This window comes from Microcoleus sp. ARI1-B5 (genome assembly GCF_036705795.1).
GTDB lineage: Bacteria > Cyanobacteriota > Cyanobacteriia > Cyanobacteriales > Microcoleaceae > Microcoleus.
The window spans coordinates 120,919-137,326 of the sequence record NZ_JAUBVK010000018.1; the positions used below are offsets into that span (position 1 = coordinate 120,919).

The 16,408-nt window shown below is 48.5% G+C and carries 10 protein-coding genes; 4 read left to right on the forward strand and 6 right to left on the reverse strand.

Features of this window, described 5'->3' with window-relative positions:
* Window positions 1-95: 95 nt before the first annotated feature.
* Both QUB63_RS23440 and QUB63_RS23445 read right to left on the reverse strand, forming a co-directional pair.
* Window positions 96-1,904: an aspartate kinase gene (locus QUB63_RS23440; RefSeq protein WP_332947720.1), complete on the reverse strand. Its 1,809-nt coding sequence runs from the start codon at window positions 1,902-1,904 to the stop codon at window positions 96-98.
* Between the two features lie 323 nt (window positions 1,905-2,227).
* The gene (locus QUB63_RS23445) at window positions 2,228-2,992 is read right to left on the reverse strand and encodes a Uma2 family endonuclease (RefSeq protein WP_332947721.1); all 765 of its coding nucleotides are present in this window, start codon (window positions 2,990-2,992) and stop codon (window positions 2,228-2,230) included.
* A 226-nt stretch (window positions 2,993-3,218) separates the two neighbouring features.
* Between QUB63_RS23445 and QUB63_RS23450 the strand changes: the two genes are divergently transcribed.
* From QUB63_RS23450 to QUB63_RS23465, 4 genes are all read left to right on the forward strand, one after another.
* Window positions 3,219-3,881, forward strand: a complete 663-nt coding sequence (locus QUB63_RS23450; RefSeq protein WP_332947722.1) for an HAD family hydrolase — start codon at window positions 3,219-3,221, stop codon at window positions 3,879-3,881.
* 338 nt (window positions 3,882-4,219) lie between these two features.
* Complete coding sequence (locus tag QUB63_RS23455; protein WP_332947723.1) at window positions 4,220-7,564, forward strand: PAS domain S-box protein; 3,345 nt, start codon at window positions 4,220-4,222, stop codon at window positions 7,562-7,564.
* 1,150 nt (window positions 7,565-8,714) lie between these two features.
* Entirely contained in the window at window positions 8,715-9,446 is a 732-nt protein-coding gene (locus tag QUB63_RS23460) for a sucrose-phosphate phosphatase (protein ID WP_332947724.1), read from the forward strand.
* Between the two features lie 135 nt (window positions 9,447-9,581).
* Window positions 9,582-9,935, forward strand: a complete 354-nt coding sequence (locus QUB63_RS23465) for a DUF6464 family protein (RefSeq protein WP_332947737.1) — start codon at window positions 9,582-9,584, stop codon at window positions 9,933-9,935.
* Between the two features lie 88 nt (window positions 9,936-10,023).
* Here the strand turns inward: QUB63_RS23465 and QUB63_RS23470 are convergent, their stop codons facing one another.
* The 4 genes from QUB63_RS23470 to QUB63_RS23485 all read right to left on the reverse strand — a co-directional run bounded on the left by QUB63_RS23470 (window position 10,024) and on the right by QUB63_RS23485 (window position 15,971).
* Window positions 10,024-10,371, reverse strand: a complete 348-nt coding sequence (locus QUB63_RS23470) for a late competence development ComFB family protein (protein WP_332947725.1) — start codon at window positions 10,369-10,371, stop codon at window positions 10,024-10,026.
* Window positions 10,372-10,445: 74 nt separating this feature from the next.
* Complete coding sequence (locus QUB63_RS23475; RefSeq protein ID WP_332947726.1) at window positions 10,446-10,754, reverse strand: DUF1830 domain-containing protein; 309 nt, start codon at window positions 10,752-10,754, stop codon at window positions 10,446-10,448.
* A gap of 950 nt (window positions 10,755-11,704) precedes the next feature.
* Window positions 11,705-12,091: a response regulator gene (locus tag QUB63_RS23480; protein ID WP_332947727.1), complete on the reverse strand. Its 387-nt coding sequence runs from the start codon at window positions 12,089-12,091 to the stop codon at window positions 11,705-11,707.
* Between the two features lie 424 nt (window positions 12,092-12,515).
* Window positions 12,516-15,971, reverse strand: coding sequence for a PAS domain S-box protein (locus tag QUB63_RS23485; RefSeq protein WP_332947728.1), 3,456 nt, complete (start codon window positions 15,969-15,971; stop codon window positions 12,516-12,518).
* Between the last annotated feature and the right edge of the window lie 437 nt (window positions 15,972-16,408).

Genomic DNA, 16,408 nt, shown 5'->3' on the forward strand with positions numbered 1-16,408 from the left:
TGCCGTGTCTAAATCCGAATATATTTGTAGGGAGACAGCACTGCTGTGTCCGCGATATTCGCAAGGACACGGCACGCCGTGTCCCTACCGAAAACTTAAGCTGGAACTTGGATTCTTTCACTTCCCGAAAGCTCAAACGCCGCGTGAATTGCCTTCAAAGCTGTGACACCTTGTGCCTCATCCACAACGCAGCTAATCTTAATCTCAGAAGTGGCAATCATTTGAATGTTGATTTGGTGTCGCGAAAGCGCTTCAAACATCTTCGCCGCCACTCCAGGATGCGCTACCATCCCGGAACCAACTACGCTAACTTTGGCAACTTCTGTATCCACTGCAACTTCGCCCCAGCCGAATTCAACTGCTGATTTTTCCAGGACTGTTTTAGCGGCGGCGGCGTCAATTTGTGCTACGGTAAATGCAATGTCGCGTGTTAAGATGCCGTCGATATTGTGGCAGCGCTGCGATTGAATGATTGTGTCTACGCTGATGTTTTCTTCGGCTAAAAGTCCGAACATTTTTGCTGCTACTCCGGGGCGATCGGGCAATTGGCGAATTGCGAGACGCGCTTGATTGAGATCCAACGCTACAGCCCTCACTGCGGGCGGTTTTTGGGATGATGAACGCAGCCCGACAGGGGAGTTGGCGACATCAAATGCTTTGCAAAGTTCGGCAACTGCCCGATCGCACTCCCCAGCATCGATCGTACAACTAACTTTCACCTCGGAAGTGGAAATCATTTGAATGTTAATTCCCGCATCGGCTAAAGTCTTAAACATCTCGGCGGCTACCCTCGGCCGCCCGATCATTCCCGCACCCGCAATGCTAACTTTAGCTATCGGCCTTTCTTCTGCTCTCACTTCCGGTTCCCCCAATTCTGGGCGAGAATTTTTGCCGAGGGCGGGCACGATCGCATCTGCAACCGCAACAGCTTGATTCAGCGAATTTCGCCTGACAGTAAAGGCGATATCGTTAGTATTTCCTTCGTGAATTGATTGGATAATTAAGTCTACATCGAGGTTTTGCTGCGCGATCGCACCAAACAACCGCGCTGCTACTCCCGGGCGATCGGGCAAACGCAACAGCGACACCCCCGCCTGATCCAAGTCAAATTCCACCGCATCGACCGCTTTTGCGAGCTCCAAGCCCTCCAAAGGCCGGGGCTGCGGTGGGGGGGACACTACCAGCGTACCGGGGGCGTCGCTCCAGCTAGAAAGCACTACCAGCGGCACGCCGTAATTCTTGGCAATTTCTACGGCGCGCGGGTGCAGGACTTTTGCGCCCAAACTTGCCAATTCCAGCATTTCGTCGCAGGTGATTTCGTCCATCAGTTGCGCGTCGGCTACCAAGCGCGGATCTGTAGTCAAAATTCCGGGCACGTCGGTATAAATTTCGCATTTGTCGGCCCGCAAGGCTGCGGCGAGGGCTACTGCTGTGGTGTCGGAACCGCCGCGCCCCAAGGTGGTGATTTCCAATTCTCCGGCGTCGGCGATGCCTTGGAAACCGGCAACGACGACGACTTTACCGCTGTTTAACTGGGTTTCGAGCCTGGAAGGATCGATCCGCAAAATCCGGGCGCGGGTGTGGGCTGCTTCGGTGACGATGCCGACTTGGGCGCCGGTGAGGGAAATTGCGGGCTGTCCCATTTCTTGCAGTGCCATGCTTAAAAGGGCGATCGACACTTGTTCCCCAGTGGAGAGCAACATATCCATTTCCCGTTTGTTGGGATTTGCGGAAATTTCTTTGGCGAGTTTCACTAAACCGTCGGTGGTTTTCCCCATTGCTGAAAGGACGACAACTAGGGAGTTTCCAAGCTGTACTGTTTTGACAACTCGTCTGGCTACTTCTAGAATGCGATCGACTGTACCAACCGAGGTGCCGCCATATTTCTGAACAATTAGTGCCATAGGACTTTACACAAAAGTGATGCAATACTTTACTTAACCCATTAATATACGCAAATTCTGGATTATCATCGATGTTTATCTTGTTTCTGAGGAGGCTGATTGTCGATCGGGCTTTTGATAGCAGTAGGATTTGTGCACTCCCAATCAAGAAACCGGGTTTTTTACTCTTATTGAGAGTTTTAAGCGAATATTTTGGTTGAAAAACCCGGTTTCTCGCTAACTGCGTAAGTCCAAAGAAACCGGGTTTTTTACTCTTATTGAGGTTTGTAAGCGAGTATTTTGGTTAAAAAACCCGGTTTCTCGCCACTACTGGAATCTGCGGCTTATTCGCCTTCTAACTCTCGCAAACGCGCTTCTAAAGCTTGTATTCGCAACTCAGCTTCTATGCGCCTTTGTCGTTCTTGTTCTGCCGCTAATTCGGCTTGTTGGGCCCGTTCCTCCGCCGCCGGCAGCAAAGTCCCGGAGGCATCCCACCAGCGCAGCCAAGGCAGTTCTACGCCCTGATAAACTCCTTGCCAAATGCCTAGTTCGACTCCTATTTGTGCGATCGGGTAATGTCCGCGATTATTTGGTGCAGCTAACTCGAAGCGGTCTTCGACTAAATGATAGACTTCAACTTGGGCTTTTTGGACTTCATAAATCCCGTAAAAAGCAGGTCTAATTATCCGCTCGTAAATCCAGAATTTGCCTTTTCGAGGAGTCCTATCTCTTTCTTCGCTGCCATCGCCCGACACAAATTCTATTACAATCAGAGGTGGCATTAATTCCCGCCACATTACATAGGAACGGCGCAGATTTCCGTCAAGAGTTGGCGGCACGTCGGGTACGTAAAACCAATCAGGTGCTTCGGCTCCTCTTTCTGGCGGTTCCGGGGGTTGGGCTACTCGCCAGTAAATACCGGAATCTTGACCGATGCAGTATTGTCCGTCGGGATGAACTTGGTCTAGAATAGGTCTAATTGATGTTGTTAATAGGATGCTTTGAGGGTGTTCTTGAAAGTTTTTCACAAAAGTACCGTCGGAGTCGGGTAATTGAGTGTGGTCTGGAAAATCTGTTGCTAGGAATTCGGGTTTTTCGGTGACATTCATCTTGACCTCTTGAATGTTGAAAGATTATCTGGCATTCACTAAAAGTCGGTTATTGGTTATTGGTTATTGGGGATGGGGAAAAAGGTAATTGCGGACAAGGTAATTGCTTGAGGGCACCGAGCACTTAATTGACAGTCGCTATACTTAGTTCTTTGTCAGTTCGAGATTAATAGTGCTATTATATCATGGTTGGTCTCATGTTGCTCTCTAGGAACTTTTCAAGAATATGAGTCAGTACAAGTTAATTATTTTCGACTTCGACGGCACTTTGGCAATTACTCACAAGGCTATTGTATCTTGCATTACCAAAACTTTTGAAAATTTCAATATTGCCCCGCCTGATGCGGATACAATTCGAGCGACGATCGGCATCAATTTAGCAAATAGTTTTAAAATCCTGCATCCGGCGATCGAGGAAAGCGCGATTCCCGAATGGGTTGAAATTTACCGCTCTTTTTATCGGACGGAAGGTGAAAAGCAGCTCGATTTATTTCCCGGGACAAAGCAAGTATTGCAGTTGGCGAGCCAGTCGGGATTGAGCCTGGGAGTTTTTAGCAACAAACACGTGAGTTTTGTTAATTTGTTCCTGGAAAAGTTGAGAATTCACAGTTTTTTTGATTTAATTTTAGGTGATAACGGACAAATTATTCAAAAACCAAATCCGAGTGTTTTCTATTCGATTATTAAACCGCTGTTCCCGGAATTGGATAACAGTCAGGTTTTAATGGTTGGCGATACGGCGGTTGATTTGCTGTTTGCTAAAAATGCTGGGATAGATTCTTGTTGGGCGGGTTACGGATATGGCGATCGCGCTGAGTGTCTCGCCCTAAAACCAACTTTTGCGATCGCCAATATTTCGGAACTAGCTGCGATCGTTCAAAATTCTTGAGTCGGTTTGTTTCAGCAGAGTTTGAATCATTTAAGTAAGTTAAAAAAAAATAATGACAAATATTTCATTAGATCCGGACGCTCTATTTTTTGGGTGGGATTTGAAAATAAATTGCGCGCTCGCCGGCCACCAAGTAAACCATACCAGAGATAGAGTGAGCGCGGCAATAAGTATTATAAATTAAAAGCAGGGAGTTCAGATTTTTTATGGTAGGATTGACAGCAAAAATTCAGCATAATAGCTTTGTAACTTCTGCCTTCGGAAAACAGGACAATTCTGTTAAAGTCAAGGGTGTGCAGCCAGTCGAAATCGACAAGAAACTCAATCTATAAAAAATTATGCAGATCGATATAAACATTCCTTCGGAAAACCTATCGCCGACTCGTCCGGGCCCCAATCCACCGAATTTAATAGAAGAAGTATGGAGGCTGTACGATCGCGCCCTGGCAGCTACCAGCAACGGCATCGCGATCGCGGACGCTAAAGAGCCAGACAGACCCATAGTATACTGTAACCCAGCTTTCGAGCAGATTACAGGCTACGCTCGCAGCGAAATCATCGGGCGTAACTGCCGCTTTCTGCAAGGCCCGGATACCGATGCCGCAGCCGTCGCTCAAATCCGCGCGGCCCTGCAAGAACAGCACGACTGCAAAGTAGTTCTGAAAAACTACCGCAAAGACGGCACCCCCTTCTGGAACGAACTCACCCTCTCGCCGGTGCGCGACAGCAGCGGGATTGTCACCCACTTCATCGGCGTCCAATCTGATATTACCGATCGCAAGCAAGCAGAATTCGCCCTCAAACAAGCCGAGGAAAAATACCGCAGCATCTTTGAAAACGCCACCGAAGGCATATTTCAAACCGCCCCAGACGGGCGCTACCTCAGCGCAAACCCCGCACTCGCCCGAATGTACGGCTACGATTCCCCGTCAGAACTGATCGCAAAATGTTCGGCAAACAACCTTTACGCCGATCGCACCCGCCGCGCTGACTTCATCGCCGAAATCAGCCGCGTCGGCTCCCTGAAAGAGTTTGAGTCCTGCGTTATCCGCCTCGACGGCAGCACTACCTGGATCTCGGAAAACGTGCGCGAAGTTGAGGGCGAAAACGGCGAACTGCTTTACTACGAAGGAACCGTAGCCGAAATCGCCGATCGCAAGCGCGCCGAAGCAGCCCTGCGCGATCGAGAATACTGGCTGAAAACTGCGATCGACGCCGTGCCCGACGCCATCAACCTCACAGACAGCTCCGGGCGCTGGCTGATTGCTAACGACTGCGCCCTCCAACTTTTGGGCCTCGATACCGCAGACTATCAGGGCAAAACTACCGCCGAACTCGCAGCCGCCGCCACGGACAGAGTCAAAGAAATCCTGCTAACTTGGCAGGAAACCGACGAAACCACCTGGGAAGCAGCCACTCTCACCTCCACCCGCCAAGTTGTCCCCTTACCCACAGGCGGCAGCAATTTGTTTGAAGTGCGGAAAGTGCCGCTGTTCAACCCCGACGGTTCCCGCAAAGGCATGGCAGTCGCGGGGCGGGACATCACCCAGGAAGTGGAAGCAGAGGCAGCTTTGCGGGACAGCGAACAGCGGTTTCGGGCAATTTTTGAACGCGCTGCGATCGGCATGGCAGTCGCTACCCTCGAAGGCGTTGCGATCGCCACTAATCCGGCATTTCAAGCTATGCTGGGGCGATCGTCCGCCGAACTCCGGGGCGCGGGCCTCGACGACTGGGCGCACCCAGAAGACGCACAGTCCGATCGTCCTTTGCGCCAACAGTTGGCAGCAGGTTCGCGCGAAGCTTACCAAATCGAGAAGCGCTACCTCCGCTGCGACGGCAGCACCAGGTGGGGACGCCTCAGCGCTTCTGCGATCGAGAGCAGTCAGGGAACGCCGCAGTTTATTTTGGAAATGGTGGAGGATATTACCGATCGCAAACTTGCCGAATCAGCTTTACTGCAAAATGAGGCTAAGTGGCGATCGCTAATTCTCAACAGTTCCGACATCATTACCATTCTCGACTCCGGCGGCCGCATTGTTTACGAAAGCCCTTCTGTAGAAAGAGTTTTGGGCTACGAACCAGAGGAACTCATCGGTCAAATTGCCCTCGATTTAATTCACCCTGACGACCTTCCCTCGGCGATGTCCGACGGCGAAAAACTGATGGCAAATCCCGGCGATCCGATCGCCCTCAAAGGTCGGTTCCGGCGCGCTGACGGTTCTTGGTGTTTTCTCGAAGGCGTGGGCATCAACTTGCTAGCAGACCCCACTGTGAGCGGAATTGCGATCAACTCCCGCGACATGACGGCGCGCAGGCAAGCAGAGTACCGCCTCAGCAAAATCAACGAGTGCTTTTTGGGATTCACCACCAACGCGGCTGACAACATCCAGCGCCTGACATCCTTAGCCGGCGAGCTTTTGGGCGGAAGCTGCGCCATCTACAGCCACGTCGGTGACGGGCTGCTGCGCGCGATCGCGACTTGGCAAGCGCCGCCGGATTACCCGGAGGTCGAGATCGCCGAGAACCACGTCTGCACCGACGTATGCCACAAAGCAAGCGATCGGCCTGTGGTCATTTCTGACTTGCAGAACACGATCTACGGCCAAACCGATCCCGCTGTCATCCGCTACCAACTGCAAAGCTATCTGGGACAAGCAGTGCGGCTGGGCGACGATTACGTGGGTGCGGTGTGCGTTGTCTACACCGAGCCTTTCGCGCCCACAGAAGCCGACTGCAAGCTGATCGGAATTATTGCCGCGGCGATCGGGGTTGAGGAAGAACGGGCCGCTTCTGCAGATCGCGATCGCCAAAAATCCCAAGAACTGCAAACAGCTTTGTACGAATTGCAGCAAACTCAAATGCAGTTAGTACAAACCGAAAAAATGTCTTCCCTCGGACAGGTGCTAGCAGGAATTGCCCACGAAATTAACAACCCAGTTGGCTTTGTCGCCGGCAACCTCTGCCACGTCCGCGGCTACGTTCTCGACTTGTTAGACATCGTGCAGATGTATCGAGAAGAATACCCAAATCCCCCAGCAAAGATTCAGAAAGAAGCCGAATATATAGACTTAGAATTTCTCGCAGAAGACCTGCCGAAATTGCTGAATTCGATGCAGACAGGATGCGAGCGAATTGTAGAAATCATTCAAACTCTGCGCAATTTCTCGCGGACCGACGAAGCAAAATTCAAGTCTGCCGACATTCACGAAGGTTTAGAAAGTACCTTGTTAATGTTGAACAGCAGGCTGAAAGCCAAGGCACACTGGCAGGGCATTGAAGTGATTAAAGAATACGGAGAACTGCCGCAAATAGAATGTCATCCCGGACAGTTAAATCAGGTATTCATGAATATCTTGGCAAATGCGATCGACGCCTTGGAAGAAAGCAGCAGCCAAGCCCAAAACACCACTGATTTTACCTTTCCTACAATTACCATCAAAACGGAAACGATTGATGACAAGAGCATTTGCATTCGGATTAAAGACAACGGCCCTGGCATTACCCAAGATCGGATCGTGCGTTTGTTTGACCCGTTTTTTACCACAAAGCCCGTAGGCAAAGGTACAGGTTTGGGTTTATCAATTTCGCACCAAATTGTCGTTGAAAAACACAAGGGCAAATTGCAGTGCCTCTCGGCACCGGGTAAAGGTACTGAATTTATCATCGAAATCCCAATTAGATAAGCTCATTTCCCCGACTTTGTACCTGGGAAAATGGTAATTTTAGATTATTAAATAATTGGCAAGAATTGATTCTGTAAGAATTAGTAACTGACCTACAGTTGCTTTTTTATTTTACAGCTATTAATTGAGGCATGATATCGTGTCCGCTCGATTAACCGCAATCAGACTCGATCGCGCGTGCGGACTTTAGTCCGCAGCTTTTTGCGGACTAAAGTCCGCACGTGCGTTCCGTTTTTGTTATGGTAATCGATCCGACATGATATCATATCATTAAAGTCCTCACGCTCAAACCTTCTTGATAGCGGGTAATTTACCGCACACGATATAAGTCATTCCCCAATCTAAAATCTCAAATCTCAAATCTCAAATCTCAAATCTAAAATCCTATGACTTGTGCCGCGTCTTGTTGTATGCTGAGGTTATCAGAGGTGTCAGTCGGGCTGCTATTGTCGGCACTGTATTGTCGGCACTGTATCGACTTCAGTAGCTTTTTCAGACTGAGGAAAGTTTGAAATTTCTAACTCATTTGGGGGCAATTTACGAATTGCCCCCCTTACTTTTGGGGCTGTTGCTGCGATTCATGCTCGGGATAGCTTCGCTCGCGCGCACCTTTGCTGTATCTTGTAGTAAAGCTCGATCGACCCTTCAATCAATCCCGAGCCCTTGCCGCCCATAGCTGCGACGCTTCAACCTCAACCCCCATCAGCCTTTCATCTGACAAACTCCCTCGATCGCGCAACTTCTGGACTTGAGTTATCCTGAATTTGACCCATTGTGGCGGCTTTACGCCCCCAGCCACACCACAAACCCACAAAAGACAGCAAAGAATAAGATAATTTTATTATGAAATTGAGCAATTGGCAATTACGCAAGGCGTGTCAACTTAACGTCTTATGTAGTGTCGGTCTAGTGTTTGACGATTCTGCCCCGATCCCCCGGCGCCCCCCTACAACCAGGGGGGGACAAGAAACATTCTTGCGTCAACCCCTACTCCCCTGGTTGTAGGGGGATGCGAGGGGGATCTAGACTAAGCTATAAGCGAGAGATACAAAGGTTTCCAGGCAATTCCCCAGGACCTATTCCCCATTACCAATTCCCAATTCCCCATTACCAATTCCCAATTCCTAATTCCCAATTCCCAATTATCAAAATGAAATTCTTATTAGTCACAGATTTAGACAACACATTAGTCGGAGACGACGCAGCAACTCAAGTTTTAAACCAGCGCTTGCAATCAAAGCGATCGCAAATTTGTTTAGTTTACGCTACCGGGCGTTCCCATGCTTCAACTTGCGAATTAATTGCCGACAAGCAACTGCTAGCACCGGACTATACGATCGCAGGTGTAGGCAGCGAGATTTACCAAGACGCAACCCTAGATTTAGATTGGGCCCAATATATTTCTCAAGATTGGGATAAAATGGCGATCGCCTCTTTAGCTCAGCAGTTTAAGAAGCTTAAACCCCAATCCCTAACAGAACAAAATCCTTGGAAAATCAGTTATTGTCTGGAACCAGCAGCAGAAAATACCTCGATTATCCAGACCTTGCAGCAAAAATTAGCCGCATCGGGACTGGCAGCTCAAATAATTTTTAGCAGCAATCGCGATGTGGATATTTTACCACAAACTAGCAATAAAGGCAAGGCCCTGACTTATTTACAAAAGCGCCTGCAAATTCCATCTGATGCAACCTTAGTTTGCGGCGATTCCGGCAATGATATCAGTATGTTTGAACAGGATGTTCGGGGAGTAATCGTTGCTAACGCTCTGTCAGAACTCTTAGCATGGCATCGCGAATATGGCACAAAAAATCATTATTTAGCTGGCTCTGCTTGCGCTGGGGGAATCCTGGAAGGAATGGCATATTTTTGGGGATTTTGATGGCACAAAATGCGATCGCACCCGCCCGCGCCCCAAGTCCCGCAAACCCTTAAAATCTGTTGGGAATCTCCACCGCATCTCGATCGAACCTGCGACTGCGATACCATCAGCTTGTACTCGCTTGCCGCACCGCACATGGAACAAAATACTTTACCAGTAGAAGTGATTCTCTCTCACCCCCGCCAATCCCTAGGCAGCATTCGGCTGGATTGGACACCGCAACCGGGGAACTATCTCGATTTAGAGGGACAAACCTACGCTGTTTTGGAACGCCACCACCGCTATCAATTCAAATCCGGGCGCTACCAACTGCAAAAAATTGCCTTGTACGTGCAGTCTGCCGCACCGCCGACGGAAAGAACATTTGTCAGCGGCATCTGGGTTATGGGAGATGCTACCTGCCACTTTAACGCTCGATCGGAAATTCTGCGCTGTGCAGTCAACCCCAACGGCCCCTGCGAGGGCTGCCGCGATTACCAAAAGTGCTGAACGCGATCGAGTACACAGACAATTCTAGCTCGATCGCCCAACCGAGAGTGCCGAGGCTCTCGGCATCTGGCTCAATTACCGCAAACTATCAAAACCAACTACCAACTCTCGAACCGAATTTAACTTCTTCCCGAAGGCAGTAATCTACCTTCTGATAGCTGTGCAGCAAGTCGCCAATGCCAGTATGAATCAAATTTTCTATCTGCAGCAACTGCTCTGAAGAACAGCGAACCTGGACTGTGTGGTTAGCAGACTCGCCGGAGCCGATCGCCATATATCTATTAGGAACTCGGCTCAGCACGTAAGCAATTAAATCCTGCCGCAAGCCCGAGGGCGAAAAAGCTTGTTGGTAGGGATACTTGGGATAAGACTCCAAGATAATTTCTACTTCTTCTGTGACTGCGCGCAAGGTAATATTGACAAGATTTTTCTGCATTTTCCCCCTCCCCAGATACTACTTAACTTAGATCTTTGTTGCCCCGATCGAGTTCCTCTGATTTCTGCGGAATTTTAGCGAGCTAATACCGCACATTTTTCTTCGGTAATAATCAGATCCCCGTCAAAACTTACCTCTTCTATAACCCGCAACACGTAGCAGGGAATCTTGTCCGATAAAATAGCACTTGCCACCGCGCCGCTGTGAATTTCTAATACGGCTTCGGCCGCAGCTTCAAACATCAGTCGCTGCCCCGGAAACACCACTCTTTCAAAGTACCAATTAGGAATATTCCCAATCCGAACCACCTGAATTTGGTTGGTAGCATTTGCGTAGTAGCACAAAATTTTCCTGTTACCTTTAGAATATAGCTGATCTGACATTCTAAAAATCTCCACACTCTTTAAAAAACTTACTCAAATTGGGCTTTGCCTGTTAGTGGCAATTGCCAGTTTTGCTCTTAACAAAATGACTGACTTATTTTCAGGGCGTTATTCGAGAGCGCGAATCACATCCACAGTGATTAATTTCTTTGGCATTGAGTTTTGCTGCCAACACTTATAGGACTTGCGCAGAAACCCCGTTTTTCCCGGTTAAAAAACCCAGTTTGTTTGGTATGCAGTACCTAACGCCTGACGGATTCAGGTTGGTTGTGCTGTCGCACTCCTTAATCGAAAGTACCGTCACTCTTCCCGAACTCCCCTGAAAACAGCTTCGTTCTTTGGCAGCGGGATGCAGCAGAGAGTGCGACCTTCAACTCAAGAACCTGGAATAAACAGTATCTAAAAAATATGAGGGAATTATGAAGACCCTCATTTTTTTTGATAAATATACTTTTGCGGAAGCAAGGATTGCAACATTTACGCAGAAACCGGGGTTTTTACCAAAAAAACTTCCGTGCATCTAGGAGTCCGAGTTAAAAAACCCGTTATTGAGGCAAGTCAGCGTAACTTTTGGAGCAGTCCCAGAGCGTGTAAATACGGCGGTTGTCGATCGACTTTACGGGAAACAAAAGACCCCGACTCCCTGAACTCATCTCTGGAACTTCTAGGGAATCAGGGTTTGAAGTAACCAATCACCGATCGATCTCAAAGCTAAATCAAAAAAATGAGGAAATTCTGAAAACAGCCGGAAAAACTAGGACTTTCCTGCACGCAGAAACCCGATTCATTAACATAATTGCGAGATTTTAGCAAGGGAATGAGAACAATAAACCGGATTTCCGATCGCCATCTGGCTGTAATGCCCCTTAATTCTTCAGTCGGTCGAGGACACGAAAGTTTGTGTAGTGGCGGTTTCAACCGCCGAGTCTTGTCTCGCATTTTTCCCCAGCTTAAAGCAACAGTTCCCAACCGAGAATTCCCGCAACTTGCTGTGCCAAACCCAAAGGATCGAAAGGCTTAGCAATCACCCCCGCTACGGGCAAATCAGCAAACTCGCTCAAATCCATCGCCTGCACCTTAGCAGTCAGAAAAATCACCGGAATCCCCCGAGTAGCAGCATTTTTTTGCAGCAAACCAAACAGAGTAACTCCGTCCATATCGGGCATCATCACATCGAGCAGAATAGCGTCAGGGACTTCAGTTTCAGCTAAAACCAATCCTTCGTGGGCCTCGGGCGCAATCAGCACCCTCCAGCCGCCTAAATGTTCCAGACAAGCCTGAATCACGCTGCAAAGGTTTTGTTCATCATCGATTACCAGAATGCGCTTTGCTGACATAATTAAAACCAAAATTTTAAATTAATCATCGTAAACCGAAACATGACTTACGCACGCGAGATGCACCTACTTAAACCGAGAACTAAAAAATCTAAATATATCCCTCACTATTGGTGTAAACTTCAGAGTAAAACCTTTGTATCTCTGGTTTGTAGCCTCTTGCCCGATCCCCCTCGCATCCCCCGATCGCGCAGGGGAGTAGGGGTCGACTGTCGATCGGACTCCAGTCCCCCCCCCGCAACGATTCGGGGGACGCCAAAGAACGCTCTTGTCCCACCCCCTACTCCCCTTATTAAGGGGGGCGCCGGGGGGATCGAGACCTAATAGTCAAACAGTAGATCCCTACTGCATAAAACTTGAAGTTGACACCAATCAACCCTCCCAAACTCATGCTCCCCGCGTACATTACCACGAACCAAGCAATCTAACTTTTCCCCCCTTCCCCATCCAGCGGTGCAGGCACTGTGAAATAGAAACTGCTACCTTCTGAGACAACACTTTCGGCCCAAATTCTGCCGCCGTGCTGCTGCACGATGCTGCGACAGATAGCCAAACCCAAACCCGTACCTCCTTTTTGGCGGGAGTCAGAAGCATCGACCTGTTGAAACCGTCCAAAGATAGTTTCTAGTTTATCAGCAGGAATCCCCCGCCCTCGATCTTTGACTTCAAATAAAACCCGTGAAGCGTAGCTATCCCCTAGGGAATCGCCCAAATCTTCAACCCTGACAGTTACTGTACTCCCCGGAGGCGAAAATTTAATCGCATTGCTCAACAAATTTACTAGCATTTGAACAATCCTGTCCGGGTCAGCCCAAATTTGTGCAGACGAAGGCAAAAGCGACAAATCAATCTTATTCTCAGCAGCCACAGACATCACAGCTTCTGCCGACTTACGCATCAAAACCTGCGCGTCGCACCACTGCTTAACAATGGTAACTTGGCTCGAATCGAGCCGCTCTAAATCGAGAATATCGTTGACCAAACGCACTAACCGTTCGGTATCGCCCGACGCAATGTCTAACATCTGTTTGGCAGTTTCCGGTTTGTCTTTGAGCACCCCAGCCGCCAGCAAACCTAAAGAACCGCGAATAGAAGCAAGCGGCGTTCGCAGTTCGTGGCTGACAATCGAAATAAACTCATTTTTCATTTTTTCAATTGCCCGACTTTCTGTGATATCTGTGACTGTGCCGACGTTACCGATTAGTTGACCTCGGTCAGAAATAATCGGAGCTGTTTTCATCCGACAAAACCTGATTGTTCCGTCTCGCTGGATGTGGCGGAATTCGCAGGAAAATTCCCCATCTAGCGATCGCGATTGGGACCACTGGGACAGAATTAGTTTCAGGTCTTCGGGGTGAACAAACCGCATCCAGCCGTTTCCTAAAGCTTCTGCTGCTGTGAAACCACCAATTGCTTGACAGCGCGGATTTGTATAGGTACATTTCCCCTCAGCATCTATTTTGAAAATGCCGACGGGGGAACTCTCGCTCAAAGAGCGAAATAAAGCTTCGCTTTCCCGGAGTTCTGTTTGAGAAATTTCCAGTTCTCGGGTGCGCTGCAAAACTCGCATTTCTAACAGTTCGTTGAGCTGTTGGAGGGCGGCTTCAGCTTGTTTGCGATCGCTAATATCGCGCTGCACTGCCACCCAATGGGTAAAGCAACCGCTTTCGTCAGCTATGGGCACAATGCTCAATTCTACCCAAAATTCTGTGCCGTCTTTGCGGTAATTGATCGAGTCAACCCGCACCGGCTGCCAGGTTTTCAAAGCTCTCCGAATGCGATGGAGACTTGCCCTATCTGTTTTTTCTCCTTGCAAGATGCGCGGCGTTTTGCCCAAAACTTCTTCTAGCGTATAGCCGGTCATCCGCGTGAAAGCTGGGTTGACATACAGAATTCGCGGGCCCGGTTCGTCAATCGGTTCAGCTTCCGTAATTAACACCGCGTCGTTAGTCGTGGTAACTACTAATTCTAACAGGCGCAATTGTAATTCTCTAGCTTTGCGATCGGTAATTTCTGTAACAGTCCCCACCATCCGCACAGCTTCGCCCGTTTCGCTGTAAAAAAACTTACCTTTTCCCTCCATCCAGTGAATGCTGCCATCGGGCCAAATCACGCGGTTTTCGTGACAGTAATCCGAGCGCTGGGCTCGCGCCCGATCGATCGCATCCTCCACACCTTTTAAATCTTCCGGGTGAACGCAAGCTGCAAAACTTCGATCGGTTCCGTCAAAAGTTCCCGGAGCCAACCCAAACAACTCTTCGTGTTCCCTCGACCAAACAATGCGATTGTTCTGCACGTCCCAGTCCCAAAATCCGATTTTGGTAGCCGACAAAGCTAAGTTGAGCTGCTGGTTGATTTTCCGCAACTCAATGCTAGCAATTGCCACTCGCAGTTCTCGGGCGATTTCGATTTCGCACCCCTGCCAAGGCAAAGATTTTGACCTCACAGTTTCTTGCCACAAGTCAAAGGAAGTGCGAGGAGACATCAATGGGCTGCCATCCGGTTTAAAATCAATTGGCCAGTCTGGTTTACCGGCCCAGTTGACAGTTTGAATTGCTTCGGGACGGAACCACAAAATGTAATAATTTTGCATCTCGGACATGGCAAGCACCAGCAAACCGCTAGCAACTTTTTTAAATTTATCGGCAGGCGGATACAGTTTTGAGAGACAATCTGTATGAAAAACATCATTCTTATTTATTTGAGTTTTTATCCAAGCAATTAACTTTTCGATTTCTGCCAATTCCGGGGTTTGGCCGATGGTGATTAAATTTTCATGGGCACAAACAACTCCACCGGTAGCGCCCACTAAGGCCAGCAATTCATCTCGGGATTTAAGTAAACCTTCTACAAAGCAGTTTTCTAGAGAAATTTCCGTGATAAATTTATGGCAAATTTCTTTTAAATAAATTGCATAGTCCCGGTCTTCGCTATCTTGTTTGTAGCTGAGCTCTAGATTCACAAACTTTGCTACCAGTTCGCAAGCCGTTCTTGTTTCGTAGTTGACATACTTTGGTGTTTGGTGGTGACAGGCGATCAATCCCCAGAGTTTTCGATCTTTGATTAATGTCACGGTCATGCTAGCGCCAATGTTCATATTCTTGAGATATTGAACGTGGCAAGGGGAAACTGTTCTCAACAAGGAGAAGCCCAGATTCAGGGGGCGACCGGTCAGCGGATTGCAGTCAGGAATTAGTTCTACAGGCTGATAGTGAATATCGGGAATAAACCGAATTAAATTCATGCTGAACAGCTTTCTTGCCTGCGGGGGAATATCGGCAGCCGGATAGTGCATTCCCAATAAAGAAGCCAAATTTTCTACTTTGTCTTCGGCGATTACTTCCCCGGCACCGGTGGCATCAAATTTATAGACGATCGCCCGATCGAAGCCGATCGTCCTCCGCACTTCTTCAACCACTGTCTGACACAGCACTTGCAGGTTTGGTGTGTTGTGGATTTTGTCGATCGGCTCTTGCACTAAATGATAAGAATTGAAACACTTCCCCGCTTTTGGGGCAACAACCTGTTCTAGTTCCACAATTAATAATGAACTTGATTGATGCAGCCTCCCCTGAAAAAAACACTTGCGGTTTTGACCGGTGAATGATAAACTGATAGAGTTACGTTGATGGTCGTTTTCAACTAAAGCTTTTTCAACAGCATCAATTTCCTCAGTCTCGACAAATTCATGTAAAAAATTGCCCACAAGTTCTTTCGGGTAAATGCCGATCGCCTCAAAAGTATTGTTGCTAACTTGCAAAATTTTCAACACAGGAGATTCCAGCACCAACAGGATGCCGTGAGGTTGAATCGAAGCCGGGTCAAAAATTAATTCGCAGTCGCTGTTATTGTCAGCGCCTGTATCTGAGGTTAATACCATTGCTTTCATTTAATTGTGAACATTTATCTAAATTAGCCTGTGTTCTTAAATGACCGGGCTCTCCATCCCTCGACGCCACCGCGTCCGAATCCTAGAATCTAATAATCCCAAGTTTTGGCGAAAGCTTACCTGCGCCGTGAAGGACGCCCGCTGCATCATTAGATGTCAACAATCGCCTAAAAACTTTTGTATCTATCGTTTACCGTCGAGGCTCGATCCCCCTCGCATACCCCCTACTCCCCCGATCGAAGACCCACTTTGAACACTTCTTGTCCCCCCCGATCGAAGGGGGGTGCCAGGGAGATCGAGACTAAGCTAGAAGCGAGATTTGTCATGTATTTGGGCCGATAATCGACACTAAACTGTCAACTGTCAACTGTCAACTGTCAACTGTCAACTGTCAACTGTCAACTGTCAACTGTCAACTGTCAACTGTC

Coding starts and splice junctions, on each gene's coding strand:
- QUB63_RS23440 (WP_332947720.1), bottom strand. CDS start 1,904: ATGGCACTAATTGTTCAGAAATATGGCGGCACCTCGGTTGGTACAGTC.
- QUB63_RS23445 (WP_332947721.1), bottom strand. CDS start 2,992: ATGAATGTCACCGAAAAACCCGAATTCCTAGCAACAGATTTTCCAGAC.
- QUB63_RS23450 (WP_332947722.1), top strand. CDS start 3,219: ATGAGTCAGTACAAGTTAATTATTTTCGACTTCGACGGCACTTTGGCA.
- QUB63_RS23455 (WP_332947723.1), top strand. CDS start 4,220: ATGCAGATCGATATAAACATTCCTTCGGAAAACCTATCGCCGACTCGT.
- QUB63_RS23460 (WP_332947724.1), top strand. CDS start 8,715: ATGAAATTCTTATTAGTCACAGATTTAGACAACACATTAGTCGGAGAC.
- QUB63_RS23465 (WP_332947737.1), top strand. CDS start 9,582: ATGGAACAAAATACTTTACCAGTAGAAGTGATTCTCTCTCACCCCCGC.
- QUB63_RS23470 (WP_332947725.1), bottom strand. CDS start 10,371: ATGCAGAAAAATCTTGTCAATATTACCTTGCGCGCAGTCACAGAAGAA.
- QUB63_RS23475 (WP_332947726.1), bottom strand. CDS start 10,754: ATGTCAGATCAGCTATATTCTAAAGGTAACAGGAAAATTTTGTGCTAC.
- QUB63_RS23480 (WP_332947727.1), bottom strand. CDS start 12,091: ATGTCAGCAAAGCGCATTCTGGTAATCGATGATGAACAAAACCTTTGC.
- QUB63_RS23485 (WP_332947728.1), bottom strand. CDS start 15,971: ATGGTATTAACCTCAGATACAGGCGCTGACAATAACAGCGACTGCGAA.